The organism is Flavobacterium sp. 316 (assembly GCF_000967805.1).
Taxonomy (GTDB): domain Bacteria; phylum Bacteroidota; class Bacteroidia; order Flavobacteriales; family Flavobacteriaceae; genus Flavobacterium; species Flavobacterium sediminilitoris.
The window spans coordinates 1-22,206 of sequence record NZ_JYGZ01000002.1 but is presented as its reverse complement, the minus strand read 5'-3'; the positions used below and the strand labels follow the sequence as shown (position 1 = coordinate 22,206).

At 27.9% G+C, this 22,206-nt stretch carries 21 protein-coding genes and 2 tRNA genes; 9 read left to right on the top strand and 14 right to left on the bottom strand.

Features of this window, described 5'->3' with window-relative positions:
- Positions 1 to 28 precede the first annotated feature (28 nt).
- On the top strand, positions 29 to 733 hold the full coding sequence (gene pepE / locus SY27_RS03755) for a dipeptidase PepE (RefSeq protein ID WP_045967496.1): 705 nt from the start codon (positions 29 to 31) through the stop codon (positions 731 to 733).
- Positions 734 to 773: 40 nt separating this feature from the next.
- Here pepE and SY27_RS03750 read toward each other — a convergent pair.
- Positions 774 to 846 (bottom strand) — tRNA-Gly (locus SY27_RS03750).
- A 39-nt stretch (positions 847 to 885) separates the two neighbouring features.
- Positions 886 to 958: transfer RNA gene (locus tag SY27_RS03745), tRNA-Gly, on the bottom strand.
- 476 nt (positions 959 to 1,434) lie between these two features.
- Between SY27_RS03745 and SY27_RS03740 the strand changes: the two genes are divergently transcribed.
- The gene (locus tag SY27_RS03740; protein ID WP_045967495.1) at positions 1,435 to 3,015 is read left to right on the top strand and encodes a murein L,D-transpeptidase; all 1,581 of its coding nucleotides are present in this window, start codon (positions 1,435 to 1,437) and stop codon (positions 3,013 to 3,015) included.
- Here the strand turns inward: SY27_RS03740 and SY27_RS03735 are convergent.
- Positions 3,004 to 3,738, bottom strand: a complete 735-nt coding sequence (locus SY27_RS03735) for a murein L,D-transpeptidase catalytic domain family protein (RefSeq protein ID WP_045967494.1) — start codon at positions 3,736 to 3,738, stop codon at positions 3,004 to 3,006. The two genes, SY27_RS03740 and SY27_RS03735, sit on opposite strands and share 12 nt — an antisense overlap.
- Before the next feature lie 274 nt (positions 3,739 to 4,012).
- Here SY27_RS03735 and SY27_RS03730 point away from each other — a divergent pair, with 274 nt between their 5' ends.
- The 7 genes from SY27_RS03730 (at position 4,013) to SY27_RS03700 (ending at position 13,709) form a co-directional block, all read left to right on the top strand.
- On the top strand, positions 4,013 to 6,349 hold the full coding sequence (locus SY27_RS03730; RefSeq protein WP_369793053.1) for a DUF5916 domain-containing protein: 2,337 nt from the start codon (positions 4,013 to 4,015) through the stop codon (positions 6,347 to 6,349).
- 52 nt (positions 6,350 to 6,401) lie between these two features.
- Positions 6,402 to 7,919 carry a 2,3-bisphosphoglycerate-independent phosphoglycerate mutase gene (gene gpmI / locus SY27_RS03725; protein WP_045967492.1) on the top strand — a complete coding sequence of 506 codons (1,518 nt, stop codon included), beginning with the start codon at positions 6,402 to 6,404 and terminating at the stop codon, positions 7,917 to 7,919.
- A 34-nt stretch (positions 7,920 to 7,953) separates the two neighbouring features.
- Entirely contained in the window at positions 7,954 to 8,484 is a 531-nt protein-coding gene (locus SY27_RS03720) for a thioredoxin family protein (RefSeq protein ID WP_045967491.1), read from the top strand.
- A gap of 112 nt (positions 8,485 to 8,596) precedes the next feature.
- Positions 8,597 to 9,268 carry a TetR/AcrR family transcriptional regulator gene (locus tag SY27_RS03715; protein ID WP_045967490.1) on the top strand — a complete coding sequence of 224 codons (672 nt, stop codon included), beginning with the start codon at positions 8,597 to 8,599 and terminating at the stop codon, positions 9,266 to 9,268.
- Positions 9,265 to 10,914, top strand: coding sequence for a peptidase domain-containing ABC transporter (locus tag SY27_RS03710; protein ID WP_045967489.1), 1,650 nt, complete (start codon positions 9,265 to 9,267; stop codon positions 10,912 to 10,914). Before SY27_RS03715 ends, SY27_RS03710 begins: the two co-directional genes overlap by 4 nt.
- A 17-nt stretch (positions 10,915 to 10,931) precedes the next feature.
- On the top strand, positions 10,932 to 12,281 hold the full coding sequence (locus tag SY27_RS03705; protein WP_045967488.1) for an HlyD family secretion protein: 1,350 nt from the start codon (positions 10,932 to 10,934) through the stop codon (positions 12,279 to 12,281).
- A 42-nt stretch (positions 12,282 to 12,323) separates the two neighbouring features.
- Entirely contained in the window at positions 12,324 to 13,709 is a 1,386-nt protein-coding gene (locus SY27_RS03700; protein WP_045967487.1) for a TolC family protein, read from the top strand.
- 119 nt (positions 13,710 to 13,828) lie between these two features.
- Here SY27_RS03700 and SY27_RS19180 read toward each other — a convergent pair whose 3' ends face one another.
- From SY27_RS19180 to SY27_RS18765, 11 genes are all read right to left on the bottom strand, one after another.
- Positions 13,829 to 13,963 (bottom strand): hypothetical protein, encoded by a 135-nt coding sequence (locus tag SY27_RS19180; protein ID WP_255350296.1) that lies wholly within the window; start codon positions 13,961 to 13,963, stop codon positions 13,829 to 13,831.
- Positions 13,964 to 14,016: 53 nt separating this feature from the next.
- Positions 14,017 to 14,742 carry a hypothetical protein gene (locus SY27_RS03695; RefSeq protein WP_045967486.1) on the bottom strand — a complete coding sequence of 242 codons (726 nt, stop codon included), beginning with the start codon at positions 14,740 to 14,742 and terminating at the stop codon, positions 14,017 to 14,019.
- A gap of 317 nt (positions 14,743 to 15,059) precedes the next feature.
- A complete protein-coding gene (gene gwsS / locus SY27_RS18100) occupies positions 15,060 to 16,151 on the bottom strand; it encodes a grasp-with-spasm system SPASM domain peptide maturase (RefSeq protein WP_052705127.1) in 1,092 nt (363 codons plus the stop codon).
- 1 nt (position 16,152) lies between these two features.
- On the bottom strand, positions 16,153 to 16,326 hold the full coding sequence (locus SY27_RS18770; RefSeq protein ID WP_161794117.1) for a hypothetical protein: 174 nt from the start codon (positions 16,324 to 16,326) through the stop codon (positions 16,153 to 16,155).
- Entirely contained in the window at positions 16,316 to 17,242 is a 927-nt protein-coding gene (locus SY27_RS18095) for a hypothetical protein (RefSeq protein WP_052705124.1), read from the bottom strand. Before SY27_RS18095 ends, SY27_RS18770 begins: the two co-directional genes overlap by 11 nt.
- A 6-nt stretch (positions 17,243 to 17,248) precedes the next feature.
- Entirely contained in the window at positions 17,249 to 19,000 is a 1,752-nt protein-coding gene (locus SY27_RS03680) for a hypothetical protein (RefSeq protein WP_045967485.1), read from the bottom strand.
- Positions 19,001 to 19,185: 185 nt separating this feature from the next.
- Complete coding sequence (locus SY27_RS03675) at positions 19,186 to 19,449, bottom strand: hypothetical protein (RefSeq protein WP_045967484.1); 264 nt, start codon at positions 19,447 to 19,449, stop codon at positions 19,186 to 19,188.
- A 349-nt stretch (positions 19,450 to 19,798) separates the two neighbouring features.
- Positions 19,799 to 20,845, bottom strand: coding sequence for a grasp-with-spasm system SPASM domain peptide maturase (gene gwsS, locus SY27_RS03670; protein ID WP_045967483.1), 1,047 nt, complete (start codon positions 20,843 to 20,845; stop codon positions 19,799 to 19,801).
- Positions 20,842 to 21,021 (bottom strand): hypothetical protein, encoded by a 180-nt coding sequence (locus SY27_RS03665; protein ID WP_045967482.1) that lies wholly within the window; start codon positions 21,019 to 21,021, stop codon positions 20,842 to 20,844. The genes gwsS (SY27_RS03670) and SY27_RS03665 overlap by 4 nt, the downstream gene beginning before the upstream one ends.
- Positions 21,005 to 21,967: a grasp-with-spasm system ATP-grasp peptide maturase gene (gene gwsG, locus SY27_RS18090; protein WP_052705122.1), complete on the bottom strand. Its 963-nt coding sequence runs from the start codon at positions 21,965 to 21,967 to the stop codon at positions 21,005 to 21,007. Before gwsG ends, SY27_RS03665 begins: the two co-directional genes overlap by 17 nt.
- The coding region (locus SY27_RS18765) for a hypothetical protein (protein ID WP_045967481.1) at positions 21,964 to 22,206 on the bottom strand (243 nt) is incomplete at its 5' end. The genes SY27_RS18765 and gwsG, both read right to left, overlap by 4 nt.

Sequence of the window (22,206 nt, the reverse complement as noted above, 5' to 3'; positions counted from 1 at the left end):
TGAAAATATTATTTTTGAAAAAAAAATCATGAAAAATTTAATTATAGCAAGTACTTCCACTTTACACAATGGGAGTTATCTTGATTATTTGTTACCAACTTTAGAAGATCATTTCAAAGAAGTTTCTACTATTTTATTTATTCCTTATGCAAGACCTAGTGGAATTTCTCATGATGAATATACCTCAAAAGTAAAAAAGGCTTTTATTCTTATTAATAAAAAAGTTAAAGGAATTCATGAATTTGAAAATCCAATTGAAGCTATAAAAAATGCTGAAGCTATTTTTACAGGTGGAGGAAATACTTTTGTTTTAGTAAACGAATTATATCGCAACAATGTTTTAAACACTTTAGAAGAGGTAATTAAAAATGGCACTCCATATTTAGGCACAAGCGCAGGAAGTAATATCTGTGGACTTACTATGAATACCACAAACGACATGCCCATTGTTTATCCTCCAAGTTTTAGAACATTAGGTTTAGTTTCTTTCAACATTAATCCTCATTATCTTGATCCAGAAATAGACTCAACCCACATGGGAGAAACTAGAGAAACTAGAATTAAAGAATTTCATGCTTACAATCCGCAACCAGTAATTGGATTAAGAGAAGGAAGCTGGTTAGAAGTTCGTAATAATTCTGTAAAATTAAAAGGAAACTTAACAGCTCGATTATTTAAACGAAATCAAGAGCCTATTGAAATTGACCCTGAAACAGAATTAAATAATTTATAAAAACAAAAAAGTCTCAAACATTAGTTTGAGACTTTTTTTGAGCGGAAGACGAGGCTCGAACTCGCGACAACCAGCTTGGAAGGCTGGAGCTCTACCAACTGAGCTACTTCCGCAAATGATGATTCTTTTAAAACTTTCATCTAAAGTTTTTGAGCGGAAGACGAGGCTCGAACTCGCGACAACCAGCTTGGAAGGCTGGAGCTCTACCAACTGAGCTACTTCCGCTTTTGTGGGTGCAAATATACTTTATTTTTATTTTTACTTGCAAGTTTTTTTTAAAAAAAATTACACTTACATTTGTAATCCCAACATTTCTACAAAACAAAACACTCTAAAATATTATAAATGAGAAGTTTAAAAAATAATAGAAATTTAAAAAAATACTACAAACGAAACGCACATTATTAAACATCTTGTTTTAAAAAGTAAAAAAATAATAGAAATTTACTTTTTTGATGAAAATAATGACATTACTACTAATTTATTTTTGGCATGTTTTTAGATAATATACTAACAACAGATTTATCATCTGTTTAGTTTATAAAATATCAAACATAATTTAATTTTCAAAATCACTATTTATAGTGAGTGTTTAAATAAGCTGGCAACTTAATTTTGTCAAATCATAGAAATTCATAATATAAGCAATTAAGAATTAACATTAATAAACAGGTTTTTCTTTTAAAAAACATTAAAAATATATGGTAAAAAATATACTCATTATATTCTCTTTAATTTTCTTACTCATCAGTTGCAAAGAAAGTTCTGATAAAGCAAGTATTTCTGCTAATGAAGAACCTATAGAAGAAATTAGCAAGCCTATTCCTACTGAACTAATTGAAACATTGAAAGATAGCATTAAATTGTTTTACAACAAACTAAACAATCATGAGATTTGGTTTAATAAAACAAATAGAATTGCTTTGATTAATGAAGTTAAAAATTGCCATCAAGATGGTTTAGATCCAAATGATTATAATTTAAAGGAAATCTTAAAATTAGAAAAAGAAAGAGACTCGTTAAATGATAAGGCTATTTTTGACTACGATATTTTATTGACTAGTACATTTGAAAAACTAGCATTACATCTTTACAAAGGGAAATTAGACCCTAAAAAAGTATATTCTGACTGGGATTTAAAACCTAAATCATTAGCATTATCTCCATACTTAGAAAAAGGAATTAAGTCTAAAGAAATTTCGAATGTTTTTAAAGAATTAAAACCTCAACATTTCATATACAATCAAATTAAAAAAAGTTTAACTATACTAGAAAAATATCCTGAATATGATTTTAAAAAGAGTGAAGCTAAAGACAAGATTGAATTAAATGATACAACTGATGAAATTATAACCATCAAACACAAATTAGCTTACTGGAAAGATTACACTCGAAATGATAGTATAACAACTGCAATTTATGATTCCATCACATTTAATGCTGTAAAGAAATTTCAAGCCAGAAATGGTCTTAAATCGGATGGAGTAATAGGAAAAGGTACGATAAAGGCTCTTAATTTCTCCAAAGAAGAAAGAATACACCAAATAATAGCTAATTTGGAAAGATGGAAATGGTTTCCAAGGGATTTTGGCGATAATTATTTAATTACAAATTTACCCGACTATAAAATTACTTATGTGGCAAAAAGAGACACGCTTTCAGAACATAATATTGTTGTAGGGACTCCAAAAAGAAAAACACCGATTCTAATTTCAAAATTATCAAACTTAGTATTCAACCCAACATGGACAGTTCCTCCTACAATTATAAAAGAAGATTTAACACCTTCTGCTAAAAAGAATATTTCTTATTTTACAAGAACCAGAATGACTATTTATGACTCAACAGGAAACAAAATAGCCCCTGAAGAATGGGATCCTGAAAAATCAAGATCTTATAGATATGTACAAACATCTGGATATAATAATTCTTTAGGCTTAGTTAAATTTAATTTCCCTAATCGTCATTTAGTTTATCTACATGACACAAATCATAGAGATTATTTTTCAAGAGAATACAGAGCCCTTAGTTCTGGATGTGTTAGAGTTGAAAATCCTTTAGATTTATCAGAAAAAATTCTTGATAATGAAGAAAGAGGTTGGACAAAAAAAGAAATTGATACTATTATAAAAAAGAAAAACATTAAAACCATTCCTATTAAAAATGAGATTAATGTTTATATTTTATATTGGACTAATTGGCTAGATAAAGATGGTAGCTTACAATTCCGAGATGACATTTACAATCTAGACAAAAAATTATACAATTCTCTAAGAAGTTAATTTAGATTTTTTTGAATAGCTTCTAGATGGATGGTAAATGAACAAACATGTCTTGTCTTTAATCAATTCTATCAATTTAGCTGAAATTTCATTTGGAACAGCAGGACAACCTTGACTTCTTCCTAAACGCCCATTTGATTTTATAAACTTTTCAGAAACATAGTCAGCACCATGAATTACAACAGCTCTATCTCTTGCTTTATCATTTATCCCATATTCTAAACCATCTAAACGTAATGAAAGACCATGTTTACCTATGTATGTTTCACCTGTAGTGTAAAACCCTAAACTACTTTGATATGATTCTGATCTATTTGAAAAATCGCTTGCAAATAATTCTCCTGAATTTCTTCCATGAGCTACTAATGACTGCAAAACAATTTCTTTAGTTTCCATATTAATCACCCACATTCTTTCTTCGTTTGAAGACAGGCTAAAATCAACAATTGTTAAATATTCTTTTTCTATTAAACCTTGTTCTTTTAAATTGTTATATCCTTCAAAAGCTTTAAAGAAACTATCAAAATTAGGCAACTTATATTCATTGGATGTTATATTGCTATAAAATGACTTACATTTTATCTCTAATGCTAATTTTAAGTTTGCTGCTACTAATTTTGGATCTGTACTTTTATTAATTTCTACCCTTTCAATACCTTTGAAAGTAGTAAAGCTAAATAATAAAAAACTTAGGGCAAAAAGGGGGATTAATCGGTAATTCATTGTAAGTCTAGTAGTTATTATATTGTTAAGCGGTTCCAAATATATTTAAAAAAAACTAAGAAACAAATTTTTTTACACCATTAGTCGAAAAAAAATGCTTTTTATCGGTTTTCCATACAAAACGTTAAAGATATTATAATTTATTTCACACAAAATCGAATAATTTTAAATTTGCGAAAAAAGTTTCATGTATAATAACTTCATTATCTGCGTTTTATTGCTATTAACTACACAAAAAATATTTTCGCAAAAAACAGACAGCATAAAAAAAAGTTTGAAAGCAGAAAAAAAAACAAATAATGTTATTATTGATGGGATTTTAAATGAAGATGATTGGCTAAATGCATCCGTTGCAGACAACTTCTACACTTTTGAGCCTAATAACGGAACCCTTGTTCCAAAAGAGCTAAGAACTGAGGTTAAAGTTCTTTATGATAACGATGCAATTTATATTGGAGCTTTACTTTACGACAATGATCCTTCAAAAATTTTAAAAGAAATAACAGAAAGAGATCGATTTGGTACTGCCGATTCTTTTGGTGTTTTTATAAATGGGTATAATGATGGTCAGCAAGACTTCCAATTTTATGTTTCTGCTGCAAATGGTCAGTCAGACTGTAATTTTACTTCTCAGAACGGAGAAGATTATTCATGGAATGCTATTTGGGAAAGTAAAACAAAAATAACAGACATTGGTTGGATTGTAGAAATTAAAATTCCTTATGCGGCTTTGCGTTTCCCTAGTTCAAATATTCAAACATGGGGAATTAATTTTTTTAGGGAAATAAAAAGAACCCGACAAAAATATACTTGGTCACATATTAATAATAATGTAGGAACATTTTCTCAACAAGCAGGAATTTTAAATGGAATTGAAAACATATCAACTCCTACTCGATTATTTCTAATTCCTTATGCTTCTTCTTATTTAAATTCCAATAAAGAAGACACAGAGTTAACATTAAAAGGTGGTTTAGATATTAAATATGGTATAAATGATGCTTTTACTCTTGATGCTATTTTAATTCCAGATTTTGGGCAAACCAAATTTGATAATGTAGAATTAAATTTAGGTCCATTTGAACAAGAATTCAATGAAAATAGACCTTTTTTTACTGAAGGAACTGATTTATTTAACAAAGGAGATTTATTATACACTAGACGAATAGGCGCTTCTCCCATTTTCAAACCTAAATTAGGTGCAAACGAAAGAGTTGATGAATTTCCAAGCACAACAAATCTTCTTAATGCTCTAAAAATATCTGGACGTAATGATGACGGTCTTGGAATAGGTTTTCTTAATGCTATAACCGAAGAAACAACTGTTACAATACGAAATACAGAAGACGGAAGCTCTAGAAGAAAGGTAGTATCTCCTCTAACAAATTACAATGTAACTGTTTTCGATCAAAGATTTAATAAAAATTCATCTGTAACATTTATAAACACAAACGTTACTAGAAATGGTAGTTTTAGAGATGCCAACGTTTCAGGAATTGTCTTCGATTTGAATACTAAAAAAAACACATTTAATCTTAGTGGAAAAGCAAATCTTAGTAGTGTTTATGATGAGAAAAACACTAATGGAATAAACTCTTCTTTAGCCATAGGTGAAACATCTGGAAAATACAGATTTGGAATAGGCGCTGAATACATTTCTAAAGATTTCGACAATAATGATTTAGGTATTAATTTTCAAACTAATTACTATAGTTTTTACACAAATACTAGCTATAGAATATTAAATCCTACTAAAATATTTAACTCTTTTAGAGTACTGCTTAGCTCATATATTGAATTTAATAATCTTACCAACGAAATTCAACAAAACAACTTTGGTATAGATATAAATACTACATCAAGAAAAAATCATTATGTAGGAATGGGTTATAATATAAAACCTTATGAAAGGTATGATTATTACGAACCTAGAATTACGGATCGGTTCTTAATTACTCCTAAGCTTCAAAATTTTTGGTTTAGCATTTCTTCAAACTATAACAATAAATTTGCATTAGATTTAAATATTGAATACGTTGATTTTGATCAAAATGGGAGATCTGACTTTGATTTTAGTATTAAACCAAGATATCGATTCAGTGACCAATTTTCATTAATTTATGAGATAAACCCTTATACACAAAAAGACAATATTGGTTTTATTGATTATATTGATAGTAGTAATGAAATTATTATGGCTCAAAGAAACAGAACTACTTTAAATAATAATTTAACGAGTAAGTTTTCTATTAATAGCCAAATGAATTTTAATTTATCCGTTAGACATTATTGGTCTATTGCTGAAAACAATGCTTTTTTCTCGTTACAAGAAACTGGAAGGCTTATTGAAAAAACAGATTATACTGAAAACAAAAACTCTAGTTTTAGTACTTGGAATTTAGACTTATCTTACTCATGGTGGTTTGCTCCTGGAAGCCAAGCTACTATTTTATACAGGAATAATGCTACAAACTCAACTAACGATATTAACAAGAATTTCAATAAGAATTTAGATACATTATTCTCAGATAACCTAAATCATGTTTTCTCAATAAGTATTCGTTACTTCATTGATTATAATCAAACTAAAAATTGGTTTAAAAAAGCATAGTCTTTGTATTGCTTTATTATCTTTGTTGTAATGTTATAAATTATTAAAGATGATGAACAAGAAAGTTATCCTAATGATATTAGACGGTTGGGGTAAATCTCCCGATCCAAAAGTATCTGCTATAGACAATGCTTACACTCCATTTATAGATTCATTATATTCTAAATATCCAAATGCACAATTAAGAACAGACGGATTAAATGTTGGGCTTCCTGAAGGTCAAATGGGAAACAGTGAAGTAGGCCACATGAATTTAGGTGCTGGACGAATAGTATATCAAGACTTAGCAAAAATAAATTTAGCAGTAGCCAACAAAACTATGAATCAAGAAAAATCATTAATGGATGCTCTTGATTACGCTAAAAAAAACAACAAATCGGTTCATTTCTTAGGCTTAGTTTCAGATGGCGGTGTACATTCTCACACTTCACATTTAAAAGGTTTAATAGATGTCGCTCAGGAAATGGGTGTACAAAATATGTTTGTTCATGCTTTTACAGATGGTAGAGATGTTGATCCAAAATCAGGAGCAAATTATATTGAAAACTTAGAGAACTATTTAGAAAACACCAATGCAAAACTAGCTTCAATAATCGGTCGCTACTATGCAATGGATAGAGATAAACGTTGGGAACGTGTAAAACTTGCTTATGATTTAATCGTAAATGGAATTGGTACAAAATCAAAAAAAGGATCACTAAGTGTTTTAGAAAGTTATTCTAACGCTATTACTGATGAATTTATTAAACCTATTTCTATTGTAGATGCAAACGAAAATCCAATTTCAACAATAAAAGATGATGATGTTGTTATTTTCTTTAATTTTAGAACAGATAGAGGAAGAGAATTAACCGAAGCACTATCTCAGAAAGATTTTCATGAGCAAAACATGCACAAACTAAATCTGTATTATGTTACTATGACAAATTATGATGAAACATACTCAAATGTTCATGTAATTTATGATAAGGATAATATAACTGAAACACTTGGTGAAGTATTAGAAAAACATCATAAAAAGCAAATTAGAATTGCAGAAACAGAAAAATATCCGCATGTAACTTTCTTTTTCTCTGGAGGAAGAGAAGAGCCATTCGTTGGAGAATCTCGTATTTTAAAAAACTCACCAAAAGTTGCTACTTATGATTTGCAACCCGAAATGAGTGCTTACGAACTTAAAGATGCATTAATCCCTGAGCTTAAAAAAGGTGAGGTTGATTTTGTATGTTTAAATTTTGCTAATGGAGATATGGTTGGACATACTGGAGTAATGGAAGCTGCAATAAAAGCTTGTGAAGCAGTTGATATTTGCGTAAAAGAAGTTGTTGAAACTGCTTTAGAAAATGGGTACACAACTCTTTTAATTGCCGATCATGGAAATTGCGAAACAATGATTAACCCTGATGGAAGTCCGAATACAGCTCACACAACGAATCCTGTTCCTTTAATATTAATTGATAATGATCTAAAAAATATAAACAATGGTGTTTTGGGAGACATTGCTCCTACTATTTTAGATTTAATAGGAATTGAACAACCAAAATCCATGATATGTAAATCTTTACTATAAATATGAAAACAGTAATAATAACGTATTATCTCTTATGACGAATTGCTCACTTTACACAAAAGGAACAGATGGAAAACCTGAAGAAAATAGGGGAAAGATAATTATAGAGTCAAAAGAAATTACTGATGGTATTTTAATAGGTAAAACTAAAATTACCAACTTACAACAAGAACCTTTCAACGAATGGTATTCAATAGGTTACAACGAATATAAACCTAATGAAGAGATTATAAAAGGGATTAAAAAATACATTTCAGATTATTCCATTACTGTTTTTATGGGAACATGGTGTGAAGATAGCCAGAATCAGGTACCTAAATTTTTTAAAATTTTAAACCAATTAGATTTTCCTCTAAGAAAAGTAAACCTAATAACAATGACTAGAGACAAAACAACTCCTGAGATTTTTGAAGAAGGATTAAATATTACTAATGTACCAACCTTTATTTTTTATAAAAAGGACTTTGAAATTAATAGAATTGTTGAATCGCCTGTTGAAAGTTTAGAAGAAGATATTTTTAAGATTGTTTCAAACAAACCTTATAAACATATATATACTGAATAAAATATAATCCCGAACTATTCGGGATTTTTTTATATACAATTATTAATTAAAAGTTAAACTTTCAATAATTGATAGTGTTACTATTATATTTGCGTTCATAAATTTCAATCCTATGAAAAACCTATTAGCTAATCTAAATATAACAGTTAATAAAAAACTGTATGTAAAAGCTCCTGAGACTTCAGATTTAGGAAAAAAAATCATTCAACATAGTATAATCTTAATTCATGAAATAGGTTTTGAAGCTTTTACTTTTAAAAAATTAGGTGAAAGAATAAACTCAAATGAGAGTTCCATTTATAGATATTTTGAGAATAAACATAAATTATTACTATATTTATGTTCTTGGTATTGGTCTTGGATAGAATACAAACTCGTTTTTTCTACTACAAATATTTCGAATCCTTTAGACAAACTTATTAAAGCCATAACAGTAGTTACAGAAGAAATAAAAAATGATTTATCAACAGAGTATATAAACAAAGGCACTCTAAGTCAAATTGTTATTAGTGAGTTTACGAAAACATTTCTAACAAAAGAAGTAGATGAAGAGAATAAAGAAGGCTTTTTTATTGTGTATAAAAGTGTAATTAATAGATTAACAACTATAATTGAAGAAGTGAATCCAAATTATATGTTTTCCAAAACACTTGCTTCATCTATTATAGAAGGTTCGTTACACCAACATTATTTAAAAGATCATTTTAAAACTATCACAAATTTATCTGACTCAAATTGTTTGTCGGATTTCTATATCGATTTAATAAAAAAAGTACTTGTATGACACCATTAGAAAGATTTAAAAACTTAATTATAATTGATAAAAGAGATATTTATCAAATATTATTATACTCGCTTTTCGGAGGATTAATTAGTCTTACATTGCCTCTTGGAATACAATCAATTATTAATTTTCTTCAAGCTGGTAAAGTTTCTACTTCGTGGATAGTTCTTGTTATTATAGTTGTAGTAGGAGTTGTGCTTGTAGGTGTATTTAAAATCATGCAATATCGTATTACTGAAAATTTACAGCAAAAAATATTTGTGCGTTCTTCTTTTGATTTTGCTTATCGGTTTCCAAAAATAAAGTTTGATCAATTATATAATGAATATCCACCAGAACTTGCTAATCGTTTTTTTGATACGTTAACGGTTCAAAAAGGTTTTTCTAAACTATTACTCGATATTTCAACTGCAATTCTTCAAATTCTATTTGGTATAATATTACTCTCTTTATATCATTCTTTTTTTATTCTATTTGGGTTCATTCTTTTAGGAATGTTGTACATAATTTTTAGAGCTAATTTCACAAAAGGACTGGAAACTAGCTTAAAAGAATCAAAATATAAATATAAAGTGGCACATTGGATACAAGAAATCGCAAGAAATCATTTAAGTTTCAGAAATTTGAATTTATTTGAATTTTCATTAAACAAGAATGATCAATTAGTAAGTGATTATTTAAATTATAGAGAAGATCATTTTAGAATTTTAAAAAGACAATTTATCCATTTAGTAGGATTTAAAACTATTATCACTGCTGGATTATTAATTATAGGTGGAATATTAGTATTGAATCAACAGATGAATATCGGACAATTTGTTGCGGCAGAAATTATAATTATTTCAATTATAACGGCTGTTGAAAAGTTATTTGCTGGATTAGAATTGTTCTATGATGTTCTTACATCATTGGAAAAACTAGGAAATGTTGCTGATTTAGATATAGAGAAAAATGATACTCCTCAAAATTTCATGATTAACAACAATGACGCTATAACACTAAAGGCTAAGAATTTAAATTATAAATATCCTGATTCTGAAACCTGTATTTTAAACAATATTAATTTAACAATACATCCAAAAGACAGAGTCGTAATTAAAGGTAAAAATGGTTCTGGTAAAACAACTTTAATTCGATTATTAGCTAAAATTATAGATCCTACTTCTGGAACGATGTTTGTAAACGATGTCAATATCAACAAAGTTAATATTAATGATTATAGATCAAAAATAGGTCTTATTAGTGTTAATGATACTACTTTTGAAGGTAGCATTTTAGATAATATTATTTGTCAAAACAAATCGATTAATATTAATGAAATTAATAAAGTTTTAGACAAAGTAAAGTTGTCTAAATTTATAAAATCATTGCCTCTAGGTTTAGATACTCCGTTGTTCACTGATGGTAAACAAATAAGTTCATCTGTAGTTCAAAAAATAGTATTAGCACGTTGTATTTTATCTAACCCTGAAATAATTTTATTAGAAGATCCATTAACAAAAGTAGACGAAAATCAGGCTAAAAAGATAATTGATTATTTAATGGATAAATCTCATCCTTGGACACTTGTTATTACAACTGGAAATAGTGAATGGGAAAAACAAGCTACAAAAATTATAACATTAGAAAATGGTCAAATTGTTTAAACTATTAAATAAACAAAATGCTAAACATAACAAAAAATAAAATTGATAGCACATTTGATTTTTCAAAATATAAATCGAGTGCTGTTTTTGCAGATAACAAAGGGTACTTAGTTATACGAAAGATAATTATAGGAATTGCTATTTTAACTTTCTTATTTCTATTTCTTCCATGGACACAAAATATTTCTGGCTCTGGATTTGTTACTACTTTAAAACCTGATCAAAGACCTCAAAATATTCAAACTGCAATTGCTGGACGAATAGAAAAATGGTATGTGAGCGAAGGTGATTTTGTAAAAAAAGGAGATACTATTTTATTCATTTCTGAGGTAAAAGAAGATTATTTAGATCCAAATTTGGTAGAAAACACAGGAAACCAAGTGATCGCAAAAGAGAATGCTGCTACTTCTTACGCTTCAAAGGTGAAAGCATTAGAAAGTCAGATGTATGCTATTGAGAGTGAAAAAAACTTGAAATATAAACAAGCTCAGAATAAATTAAAACAAGCTTATTTAAAGGTGAAAAGTGATAGTATAGATTTACAAGCTGTAAAAACACAGTTAAAAATTGCTGAAACTCAATTTAACAGAGCTATCAATTTAAACAAGGAAGGCTTAAAACCTCTAACTGATGTTGAAGAAAAGAGAGTTAAGCTACAGGAAATGGAGGCTAAAATTATTACACAAGAGAATAAATATTTAGCTAGCCAAAATGAAATTCTTAATGCTACAATGGAATTGAATCGAATTTCTGCTGAGTATGCTGAAAAAAGTGCAAAAGCTAGTAGTGATAAACAAACTGCTTTAAGTTCTCAATTTGACACTGAAGCTCAAGTAGGAAAATTAAAAAACCAATATACTAATTATCAAATTAGAAATGGTCTTTATTATATAACTGCTCCACAAGATGGTTATGTTAATAGAGCTATACAATCGGGAATTGGTGAAACAATCAAAGAAGGCACATCGATAGTTAGTATTATGCCTTCAAAATTTGAAATTGCTGTTGAAACGTATATAGATCCTGTTGATTTTCCATTAATCAATAGAGGACAAAAAGTAAGAGTTTGGTTTGACGGTTGGCCTACTATAGTATTTAGTGGTTGGCCTGGTGCTTCTTATGGAACTTTTGGAGGTGTTATTGTTGCTAAAGAAAATTTCATAAGTCAAAATGGGAAATACAGAGTACTTATTGCGCCAGACAAAGAAGATAAGAACTGGCCAGAACAATTGAGTATTGGTGCTGGAACACAATCTATTGCTTTATTAAAAAGTGTTCCTATTTGGTTTGAAATTTGGAGAACATTAAATGGGTTTCCTCCTAATTTTTATCAGCCTCAAAATGCTGAAAAAGATCAAAAAAAGTAGTAGACAAATCCTTTTTACTGTTTATTAAAACTAAAAACACAGATGAAAATAAAAATTATACTTTTTTTTATGCTTCTTAACTTTTCTATGAAAGCGCAAGAAAGCGACTTAAAAGAGTTTACTTTAGAGGAATATTTGGGTTATGTGAAAAAATTTCATCCGCTAGTAAAACAAGCTGATTTAAAAATTTCAGAAGCTCAAGCAAAACTTATGAAAGCAAGAGGGGCTTTTGATCCAAAGCTTGAAGCGGATTTTTCAAAGAAAGAATATGGCGATAAAAACTATTATTCGCTTTTTAATGGTAGTTTCAAGATTCCTACTTGGTATGGAATAGAGGTCAAAGCTGCTTTTGATAATAATGAAGGTATTTATTTAAATCCTGAAAATACGGTTCCTAATAATGGGCTTACTTCTCTTGGTATTTCAATTCCTTTAGGTCAGGGTTTATGGATTAATGAAAGAATGTCCGATTTAAGAAAAGCAAAAACGTATCAAAAATTAAATGAAGCTGAACGTAATATTCAGGTTACAAACATTCTTTATGATGCTATTGTAAGTTATATTAACTGGAAAAGGAGTTATGATGAAGTGGAATTGTATCGTAATTATTTGAAAAATGCTAGTGTTCGCTATGATGGTGTTCTTAAACTTATTGAGCAAGGTGACAAGGCTGCAATTGATAGTATAGAAGCTGGAATTACAGTGAAAACAAGAAGGTTAAATCTTGAAAATGCTGAATTGAAATTAATGAAATCTAAACTAGACTTGTCTAATTATATTTGGACTGAAAATACTATTCCATTAGAATTAACTGATTCTTTATTACCAGATAAGAATATTGAAAAAACTATTTTGGAGACATTAAATTTAACGGAATTTACAGAAATTACGATTGAAAATCACCCGAAACTAAATGCACTGCAATCTAAGATAGCTATTCTTACTATAGACCGAAAGTTGCAAGCAAATAGCATTTTACCTAAATTAAATGTTAGCTATAATTATCTTTCTGAGCCTAGTGCTTTTGAAGATTATAGATTTGAAGATTATAAAATAGGTGTTCATTTTTCTTTTCCTTTATTTCTTAGAAAAGAAAGGGCTAATTTAAAACTAGCGAAACTAAAAGTGCAAGACACAGAATTAAGTTTGTCTTATGAAAGAGAGAGCTTAATGAATAAGATTGAGGCTCAAAAACAGGAGATTAATTCTTTTAAAAAGCAACGTTCTATAAATTCTGAATTGGTTTCCAACTATGAGCAGATGCTAAATGCTGAGGAACGATTGTTTACTATGGGTGAAAGTTCTTTATTTTTGATTAATTCTAGAGAAAATACTCTTGTGAGTGCACAATTGTCTAATATTTCATTAACAAATGCTTATTTAAATGCTACTGTTTCCTTGTTTAAAACGATTGCAAATCCTGAATAGAATATTTCTTTTAGGGAACAACATGAAAAAGTAGTTTTAATAGAATGATTCTTGATTTGCTATTTTTTATTTATCATAAGATAAATACTCTCTTTATTTAAGCTTTTCTCAATTATACTCTATAAAAACAAAACCTCAAGTTTTATTCTTGAGGTTTTGTTTTTAAAACTACTTGTTTTTATTACGCCAATGCCTTGTTCGATTGCGCCCATGCTTTGTTTGGTTGCGCCAATGCCTTGTTCGATTGCACCCATGCTTTGTTTGGTTGTGCCAAGAGCTTGTTTGTTTTGGACAAAGCTTTATTTATTTATCTCCTTTTAAATTTTATTTTTGCAATGGCTTTGTATTGAACAGACTTTGTGTTTAATATAGTAGCAATATAGTCTTTTGCTTTACTGGCTATATCTACTAGATTATCTAAATCGTCATATACTATTTGGTTTCTTTCTCCTCTCGCACTGTTTAATGGTATGAATGCATCAGCAACAGCTTGTGTTTTCTGGAGCATTTCTATTTTTTTAGCTTGATAGGTTGCTATTTGATACTCTGTTTCATTTGGAGTATAATTTGGGGTGTTTTCTAATATGGAAATTAATGCGTCTAAATTATTGGTTCGCTGGTCGTAACTCATTTGTGAAGTGGAGTGACTGATTTGTTCTTCTTCTGGATTGTTATTTTTTTTAGTAGGTGTTTTTTTTACTCCTTTTAGTTTGCGAACTGCTGTCATAAAGTTTTCTAGATCTGCATCTGTTACTCCTTCTGTTGCTTTGTAGGCTTTCCTTAGCTTTGTAAGTTGTGTACTTAGAGGTTTAAAGAGTGCTTCTCTTTCGTCTACAGCAGTGGAATATGGTGCTACTAATTTGTTTACATTTTCTTGTTTTTCAAATGCATTTGTGTAAATGGCTTGAAGGTTTGATAAGTGTAGTTTAGGATTACTAGGATTATATAGTGCTCCTAATGCTTCAATGTTTGTGTTTAATAAATTGAGGTTTGCAATGTTTCTTGCGTGCCCTACTTCTGAGGTTGATGCCATAATTTTTACTTTTTAATTAAAAAACATTAACGAGAAAAAAGAAGCATTATTTTAATTTTGTTAGTTTTTTATTACAATTTTAACATTTAAACATGATTTATATTAATAAAATTAACCTGTTAAACACAAATAACACATTAAGACTACCGCTAAGTATAATCATTTTTTGATGAAGTGTTTTTATCAATGTTTTCGATAGAAAATTGTATCAAAGACAAGGGAAATTTTATTAAAAATGATTCTCGTTTTACTGCACAAAAAACACTACGATTGTCCTTAGGCTAAGACTATTTTTAACGAAAGATATATTTATCTTTTTAGTCTGTTTTACTGATTAGTTCTTGCATTCCATAGTATTGAATTGCTTTTTGTTTTAATGGATTAGTACTCCATTCTTCCCACTGATTTGTATATGGGTCATAGCCACATTTTAGGGGTTTGGAATATTGGTTTTCAGGATTTTCTATATAAGCACGGCAATCGGTGCAGATATGACGAAATTCACAATCTTTGCAAATGTCTATTTGGTCTTTGGTAATGTTCCAATATTTTTTAAAATCTTTGTGTTGCAATGCTTCTTCTAGTGTGGTGTTTTTGATGTTACCAAAGCTTTGAGAAATTGCTGGACAATTTTTTATGTTACCGTCTTTGTCTATGGCGATTTTTTTATTTAGGCAGGAGTTGTGATGTTGGGATTCGCTAAATAAATTGATATTTGAATAAAAAGATTCTGTACTAATTATTCCGCAATGTTTTTCATTAAGTATATTCCTTTCGACCTGTAAAATATAACCCATATTTCTATTTATAGAATTATAACTTTTTGTAATAGGTGAATTATAAATAATTAGAGCATGAATTCTACTGTTTTGTGTTATCAATTCGGTTAATTCTTCTATATTAAAAGTCTCATAATAAGGTATAATAAAGTCTATAGATACAATTCTAGATTTTTCACTATAAAGATATTGAATAATTTTTTTTACAAAATCAAGATGAATTGTTTTAAAGAAACGCATCTGAATATAAGAGCATTTTAATGTTTCCAATTGTTTTATTACTTCTTTATAATCATGTGTTGTTTCATCAAAATCGATGATTGCATTAGTTATTAAAGAAGGAGATTGCCAATTTGTATTTATTTTAGGAAATAAATTAGGATTTGAATTAAAAAAAACTAATTTGTTTTCAACCAAAAAATCAAAATAATCATCAATTATTTCATCATATTCATAATTGAAATCATTTTTAATAGTATCAATAGTTTTTCCGTTATATTTATCTAGGATATCATATAATCCATTTGGAATAAAAAAATAGGTATTATTTTTTGTATCACAAATAATACTTCTATTAAAGCCTTTTACAGGAATACAATCTGAAAAAAGAATAAAGTTGGATGTTTTCAAATTAAATAATTTTAGAAATTGGTTTTACAAAGGGTTTTGTTATATTTCTAGAATTTTGATAAGCATTTATAGCGACTAGCTTGCTTTTTGGTTTTTCTTGAATCTTATTTTGGGTCTCATTTTGAGTTTTGACCTTAAGCCCATTAAACACATTTATAGGTTTTTTATTTTCCATCTTTTAGTTTTGCTGCTAATGTTTTTTCAATATAAAAGTTACAAGCATTATTTATAAAACTGACCTGACCTGTTGGATTTATTTCTAAAAAATAATACTCGTCATTACTATACATTAAATCCGCAGAACCATAATTCATATTAAATTTTTTAAAAACTTTATCTAGCATATTTTCAATACTCGAAGGTAATTGAAAAGGAATAATTCTTAAATTTTCCATGCTTCTCAACTTTGTTCTGTAATCAATGTCATTATCAAAATTGTAAATACAGGCTGCATAAAAAATTCCATCAATATAGATTACCCTAATTTCAAAATCAGCAATGATTCTTTCTTGAAATAATGAAATTGCAAATTCATTTGGAACTTCATCTAAAATTTCTTGTGTTATTGGAAAGGTTAAATTAAAGTTATAGTTGTGTTCCTCATCAGAATATAAATAGTTATCGAGTATTCTTTTAGATATTATTCCATTTTTAGATCGATATAAATCAAAGAAATTTTTAAGTTTTTCTTTATTTCCCGTAATTAAAGTATGAGGAATCTTAAAACCTTGTTGTTTCGCTTCTAGCATAACATCTAAACGATTGAATTCGAACTCAGATGTCCTTTTACCTAATTTATATACTGGTTTTTGCAATAAATAGGCATCATTTAAGACTTCATAACAATTGTCTTCATATTGATCTCCATAAGAAATAAGCCCACCGCCATTAAACCATATACTTTTTAATTTTTCAAACTCAATGTCTTTTTGATACATTGTGTTAATTAAATAGGAATTGATTTCGTTGCTAAATTCCATTTTATCAATTTCTATTTTATCACTTTCACTAAACCGAATAAATTCTGTATCTAAACAATCAATAACTTGATTTACAAAATCATCAACATCTTTACTGTAAATTAACACCATATTACATTATTTTTCATAAAAGAACCAATCATCGGTAAGCTTCATTACAAAATTGTAATTTTCTTTGTAATATTTATCATATTCTTCTGGGTTTTCTTTGTTGTATTCTGTTACAATATAATTATCATTGTGTATAAAGAAACCATAAGGATTGTTAAAAATAAATTTCATTTTTCTAACCATTATTTCATTTGACCCGCATGACTTTGAAATGTATAAATTGCCTTTGTAAATGTGAAAACAAGAATTATGGTAAAAAACATTATTAGTACTTCTCTTGCTATCATATTCAAAATTTTTAATGCTTTTTTCAAGTAATTTGTTTAGCGTTTCTAAATTTTTTGCTTTTTGTTGTGTAGCATGTTTTATCAATACATGATATTCAGGAAAAGGATTTATAACAGTATCGTTCTTAGTATAAATTCCTGTTTTTTCTTCTGAGGGATAGCCTTCTTTTTTTAGTAGTTCTATTAATTTATTGGTAACTCTTTCTGTTGTTTCATATAACACTTTAGGCTCTTTTCTATTAGTTAGCCCATAATCAGCTTGATCTTCATCTTTTAAAGCTTCTATTTGCGTTTTTAAATTTGTATTGAATTTTTCTAAACTTTCCTTATAAATAGAATCATAACGCACGGTAAAATTGTTCCAACTTGGATTTCTTTTTAAAGGGTTTAATACTGATGTATTAAAATATTTTATATCAACTCCTTTTTTTGCTAATTTTTCACCAAAATAAAAAGCGTTTTTATAATCTCTAGATAAAACAGCACACCTCACTGCATTATGCAGATCTCTTGCAAATAATAGAGGATATTCCTTATCTAAAAGTAGGTATTGCTCTTTTGCTTTTGCATATTGTCTTTTTAAGATGTAATCTTCAGCTTTTTCTGTATAGGTATAGTAATTGATTTCCTTGTTTTTTGCTTTTTGTTTTTCAATATCTGCAACAAGTTCATTGTTAATCATAATGGTTCTGTATGCTGAATTTTCTCTCTTTTTTATTTTTTTTCGTTTATTTTTTTTAGGAGAATATACCATAGCACTCAAATCGAAAATTTCTGAGTAACAATTTTTTTCTCCAAAGGCTAACAGGGTATTATTTGTAATTTTTCCCTTAATTTTAAAAGAACGCCTTCCTCTAAGTGATGTTCTGTAATACGAATAGTTTTTAAAATAAAAAGCAGGAAATGTATCCAGAATTGTAGTTTCATCAACTTTGCTATTGTTCAATTTTACTTCAATAGCCTCCTCATTAACAATTTTACTGTAATAGCAATTTTTAATGGTATCTGTTATTTCTCCTAAAAATACATCAATTCTGTTTTCTACACTATTCTCTGTTTGTTTTTTCTTTGCTAGGTTATCCCATCCGCCAGATATATATCCTTCAATCTCTATGATGCTATCATTTGGATTGAATAGCACCTTTTCGAAATCAACTTTTAAAAAAAACATGTGAAGATTTTCTGAAAAATGAAAATTTCTAAAATCTTTACTTCGAAAACTTACACCATAATTAATCAATCCTTTGTAATTCCTATCGTCAACAAAATAAGAGTGTGGCAACGTATCATTTTTTTTAGAAATGAATCTATTTTTATATTGCCATAGGTTATAGGTTTGGTCATGAATTTTGTTTATTTCAAAATCGCGTTGACTATACTTGCTCTTGAGCCTAGTATTTTGCCCATTAACAGCAGGAATAGTTAAAATATTTAGAGTGAAAAGGAATAGTATTAAAATTGTTTTTTTCATTATAAGGATTGTTGATACTTGTCTGTTTTGTTATGCGTGTTCTTTTTTAGAGAGGTCTATAATATTAAAACTTAACTTTAAGATATACTCAAAAATAAAAAATATTAAGTAGACCTAAATTGTAATTAATTTAGGTCTACTAAAAAGTAAAGTGCAATAACCTCACTTTTTTTAATAAAGTTTAGTTACCTACCTGTAAGTTCATTACATTCTGCAGCAGATATTTCTTTAACATTTGTTCTGTTGTGATAAGTTCTAACACCATTTCCTCTATCTACATCGTAACCATAATCATAGTCTAATACTGCATTTGGATTTGATCCTAAAGTTCCAGTTCCACATCCATGTCCTGCTGGCGTTTGAGTTCCACCACCATTTAGTGTAAACATTTGTTCTTTTTTTAAGACAGCGTCTTTAAATTTTGTTTCTTTTAAACTTTCTAGTTTCATACTTATTAAATTATTTATTTATTGCAAATACTACAAGCATTTAAAGTCAATTGTAGTTTTTGACTATCGTTATAACAATATTTTTAAACTAATAGTAATTGTTGCTACTATTACAATATTTTCTTAAATGAAAATTACTTCTTTTATTATGCTTGAACCCGTTAGGTGTAATCAATTTTGATATTTTTTTGTCAGTTGGAGTGTTTTTAAATAGCGAATTGTATCAAAGACAAGGGAAATTTTATTAAAAATGATTCTCGTTTTACTGCACAAAAAACACTACGATTGCCGTTTTTAATAATTTTTCAATAGGTTAAGATTATTTTTAACGAGAGATATATTTATCTTTTTAGTCTGTTTTACTGATTAGTTCTTGCATTCCATAGTATTGAATTGCTTTTTGTTTTAATGGATTAGTACTCCATTCTTCCCACTGATTTGTATATGGGTCATAGCCACATTTTAGGGGTTTGGAATATTGGTTTTCAGTATCTTCTATATAAGCACGACAATCGGTGCAAATATGACGAAATTCACAATCTTTGCAAATGTCTATTTGATCTTTGGTAATGTTCCAATATTTTTTAAAGTCTTTGTGTTGCAATGCTTCTTCTAGTGTGGTGTTTTTGATGTTACCAAAGCTTTGAGAAATTGCTGGACAATTTTTTATGTTACCGTCTTTATCTATGGCAATTTTTTTATTTAGGCAGGAGTTGTGGCTTAGTCCTTCCATGAATGTATCAATATTTGCTACAAAATAACCATTAATAGCACCGCAAAAATTAAAATCTATAATTTCTTTCTTACTATATGTTATAATACCTTTTTTGATGCTTTTTAATGAAGAATGTAAAATAATATTTGTCAATCTTGGGTATTTAGAACTTAATTTTGAATAATTAATTTTAGGGTTATATTTAGACAATAATTGCACAGAAAGTAATCTACTATCATTAAAAATCTCTAAAAACCGTAATAGTTCTTCATGGTTGTCGTTATAGAAAATTAAAAAACAATCTTGTATTCCTAAATTATCAAAGGTGTCTTTTATTGCACTTAAATTTAGAAAAGTATCTTTAGAATACTCTATAACTGCGTTAGTAATTTTATAAGGTTTTTCAAAAGTAGTATCTATATCAGGGAACCTTTCACTTTCTTTACTAGAACACTCAAAAACAAACTCATTTTCAATTAGAAACTTCTTATATTCATTAATTATAGTAGTATTATTAAATTCAACTTTTAATTTATCAAAATCTAATATTTTATTTTGTTTAAGGATTTCATATAATGAATTGGGTATGTTTTTATAACTATTTCTTTGTAGGTCAATAATTATACTTTTGCTATATCCTTTACTAGCAATACAATTTGAAAAAAGTTTATATGTTGTCATAATTCCATTTTAATTATTGGCTTATAATGTTTAATTACTGCCATTTCTGTGCTTTCAACTTTAGCAGATCCTTTACATATATTAATTTCTACTGTAGATTTCATTTCATTAATTTTTTCTCCTTTTGTTAAAAGCAATGTTAGTGGAGAAATGATTTTATTAAAAATTTTGTTCATATTGAATTAGTTTTTCAAATACTTTTTTTTCTAAGTTGTAGTTACATGGTTTTGAAGTCATTCCAAATTGTCCAACAGGATTTACTTCTAAAAAATAATATATATCATCTTTTCCTTTGATAATATCTATTGAACCTGTTTTTAAATCTAAGTCGTTCATTAGCTTTCTAATATTATCTTCCATATAATGTGGTAATTTATAGGGGATATTTCTATTTGGTTTTTTATAGTTATATCTTCTAAAATCTACTTCTGTTTGTTTATCGTTTTGAGAAAAAATAGCCATACTATAGCATTCTCCATCTAAATAGAATGTTCTTACTTCATACCTTTTATCTATTCTTTTTTGTAGCAGTGATGGTAAAAACTTGTGTTTTACTTTTTTTACAATAGTTGTATATGTTGAATAAAATTTATTTCCATGTTTAAAACCTGTTGTGCTAGATAATGGTTTTGTTATATATTCTTTATAGTTTATTTCTTCTAAAGAATTTGTAATTATAGTTTCTGGAATGGTTAACCCATTTTTTTGAGCGAGTAATAAAACGTCTATTTTGTCTTCTTTTACAAAAGGGTAATCAAACCAAAATGTATTTTTTGACAATCTATTGACAAAAATTTTTAAAAATGATTCCCAATCTTTAAATACAAATTGTGAAAATAATCTTGAATTTTCAAAATCAATTTTTTTATCTAAAAATCGATCTATAAATGTTCTTCTTGATATTCTTCTATTCCAAATAACTTTTTTCTCATCTAAATTAATCTCTTTAGAATTGACTTTAATTTTTGATAGGTTTTCATTTAATTTGTAACCGAAATAAAAAGAATTGCTGTCTTTTAAAGTATCACAGTTTATGCGAATATATTTTTTATTATAGAATAAAAAATAATCTACAATTTCATCTGAAGTTCTTTCATAACCTATGGTCAATAATATAATCATAGTCTTTTATTATTAACATCTTTAAAAATTATTTTATACGGAATATTTTCTGGTATGTATATTTCATASCCTTGTAAATCTTCTTTTTTACATTTGAATATGGGAAAATATATTTCTCTATTATCATAGATAGGAATAACTTCTACACTATAAAATTCTTTCTCTTTTGGTAAGGYAATTTTATGATTCATAAAAGCATTAGGCTTATAATACCATTCATAATATTTTTCATAATAGGG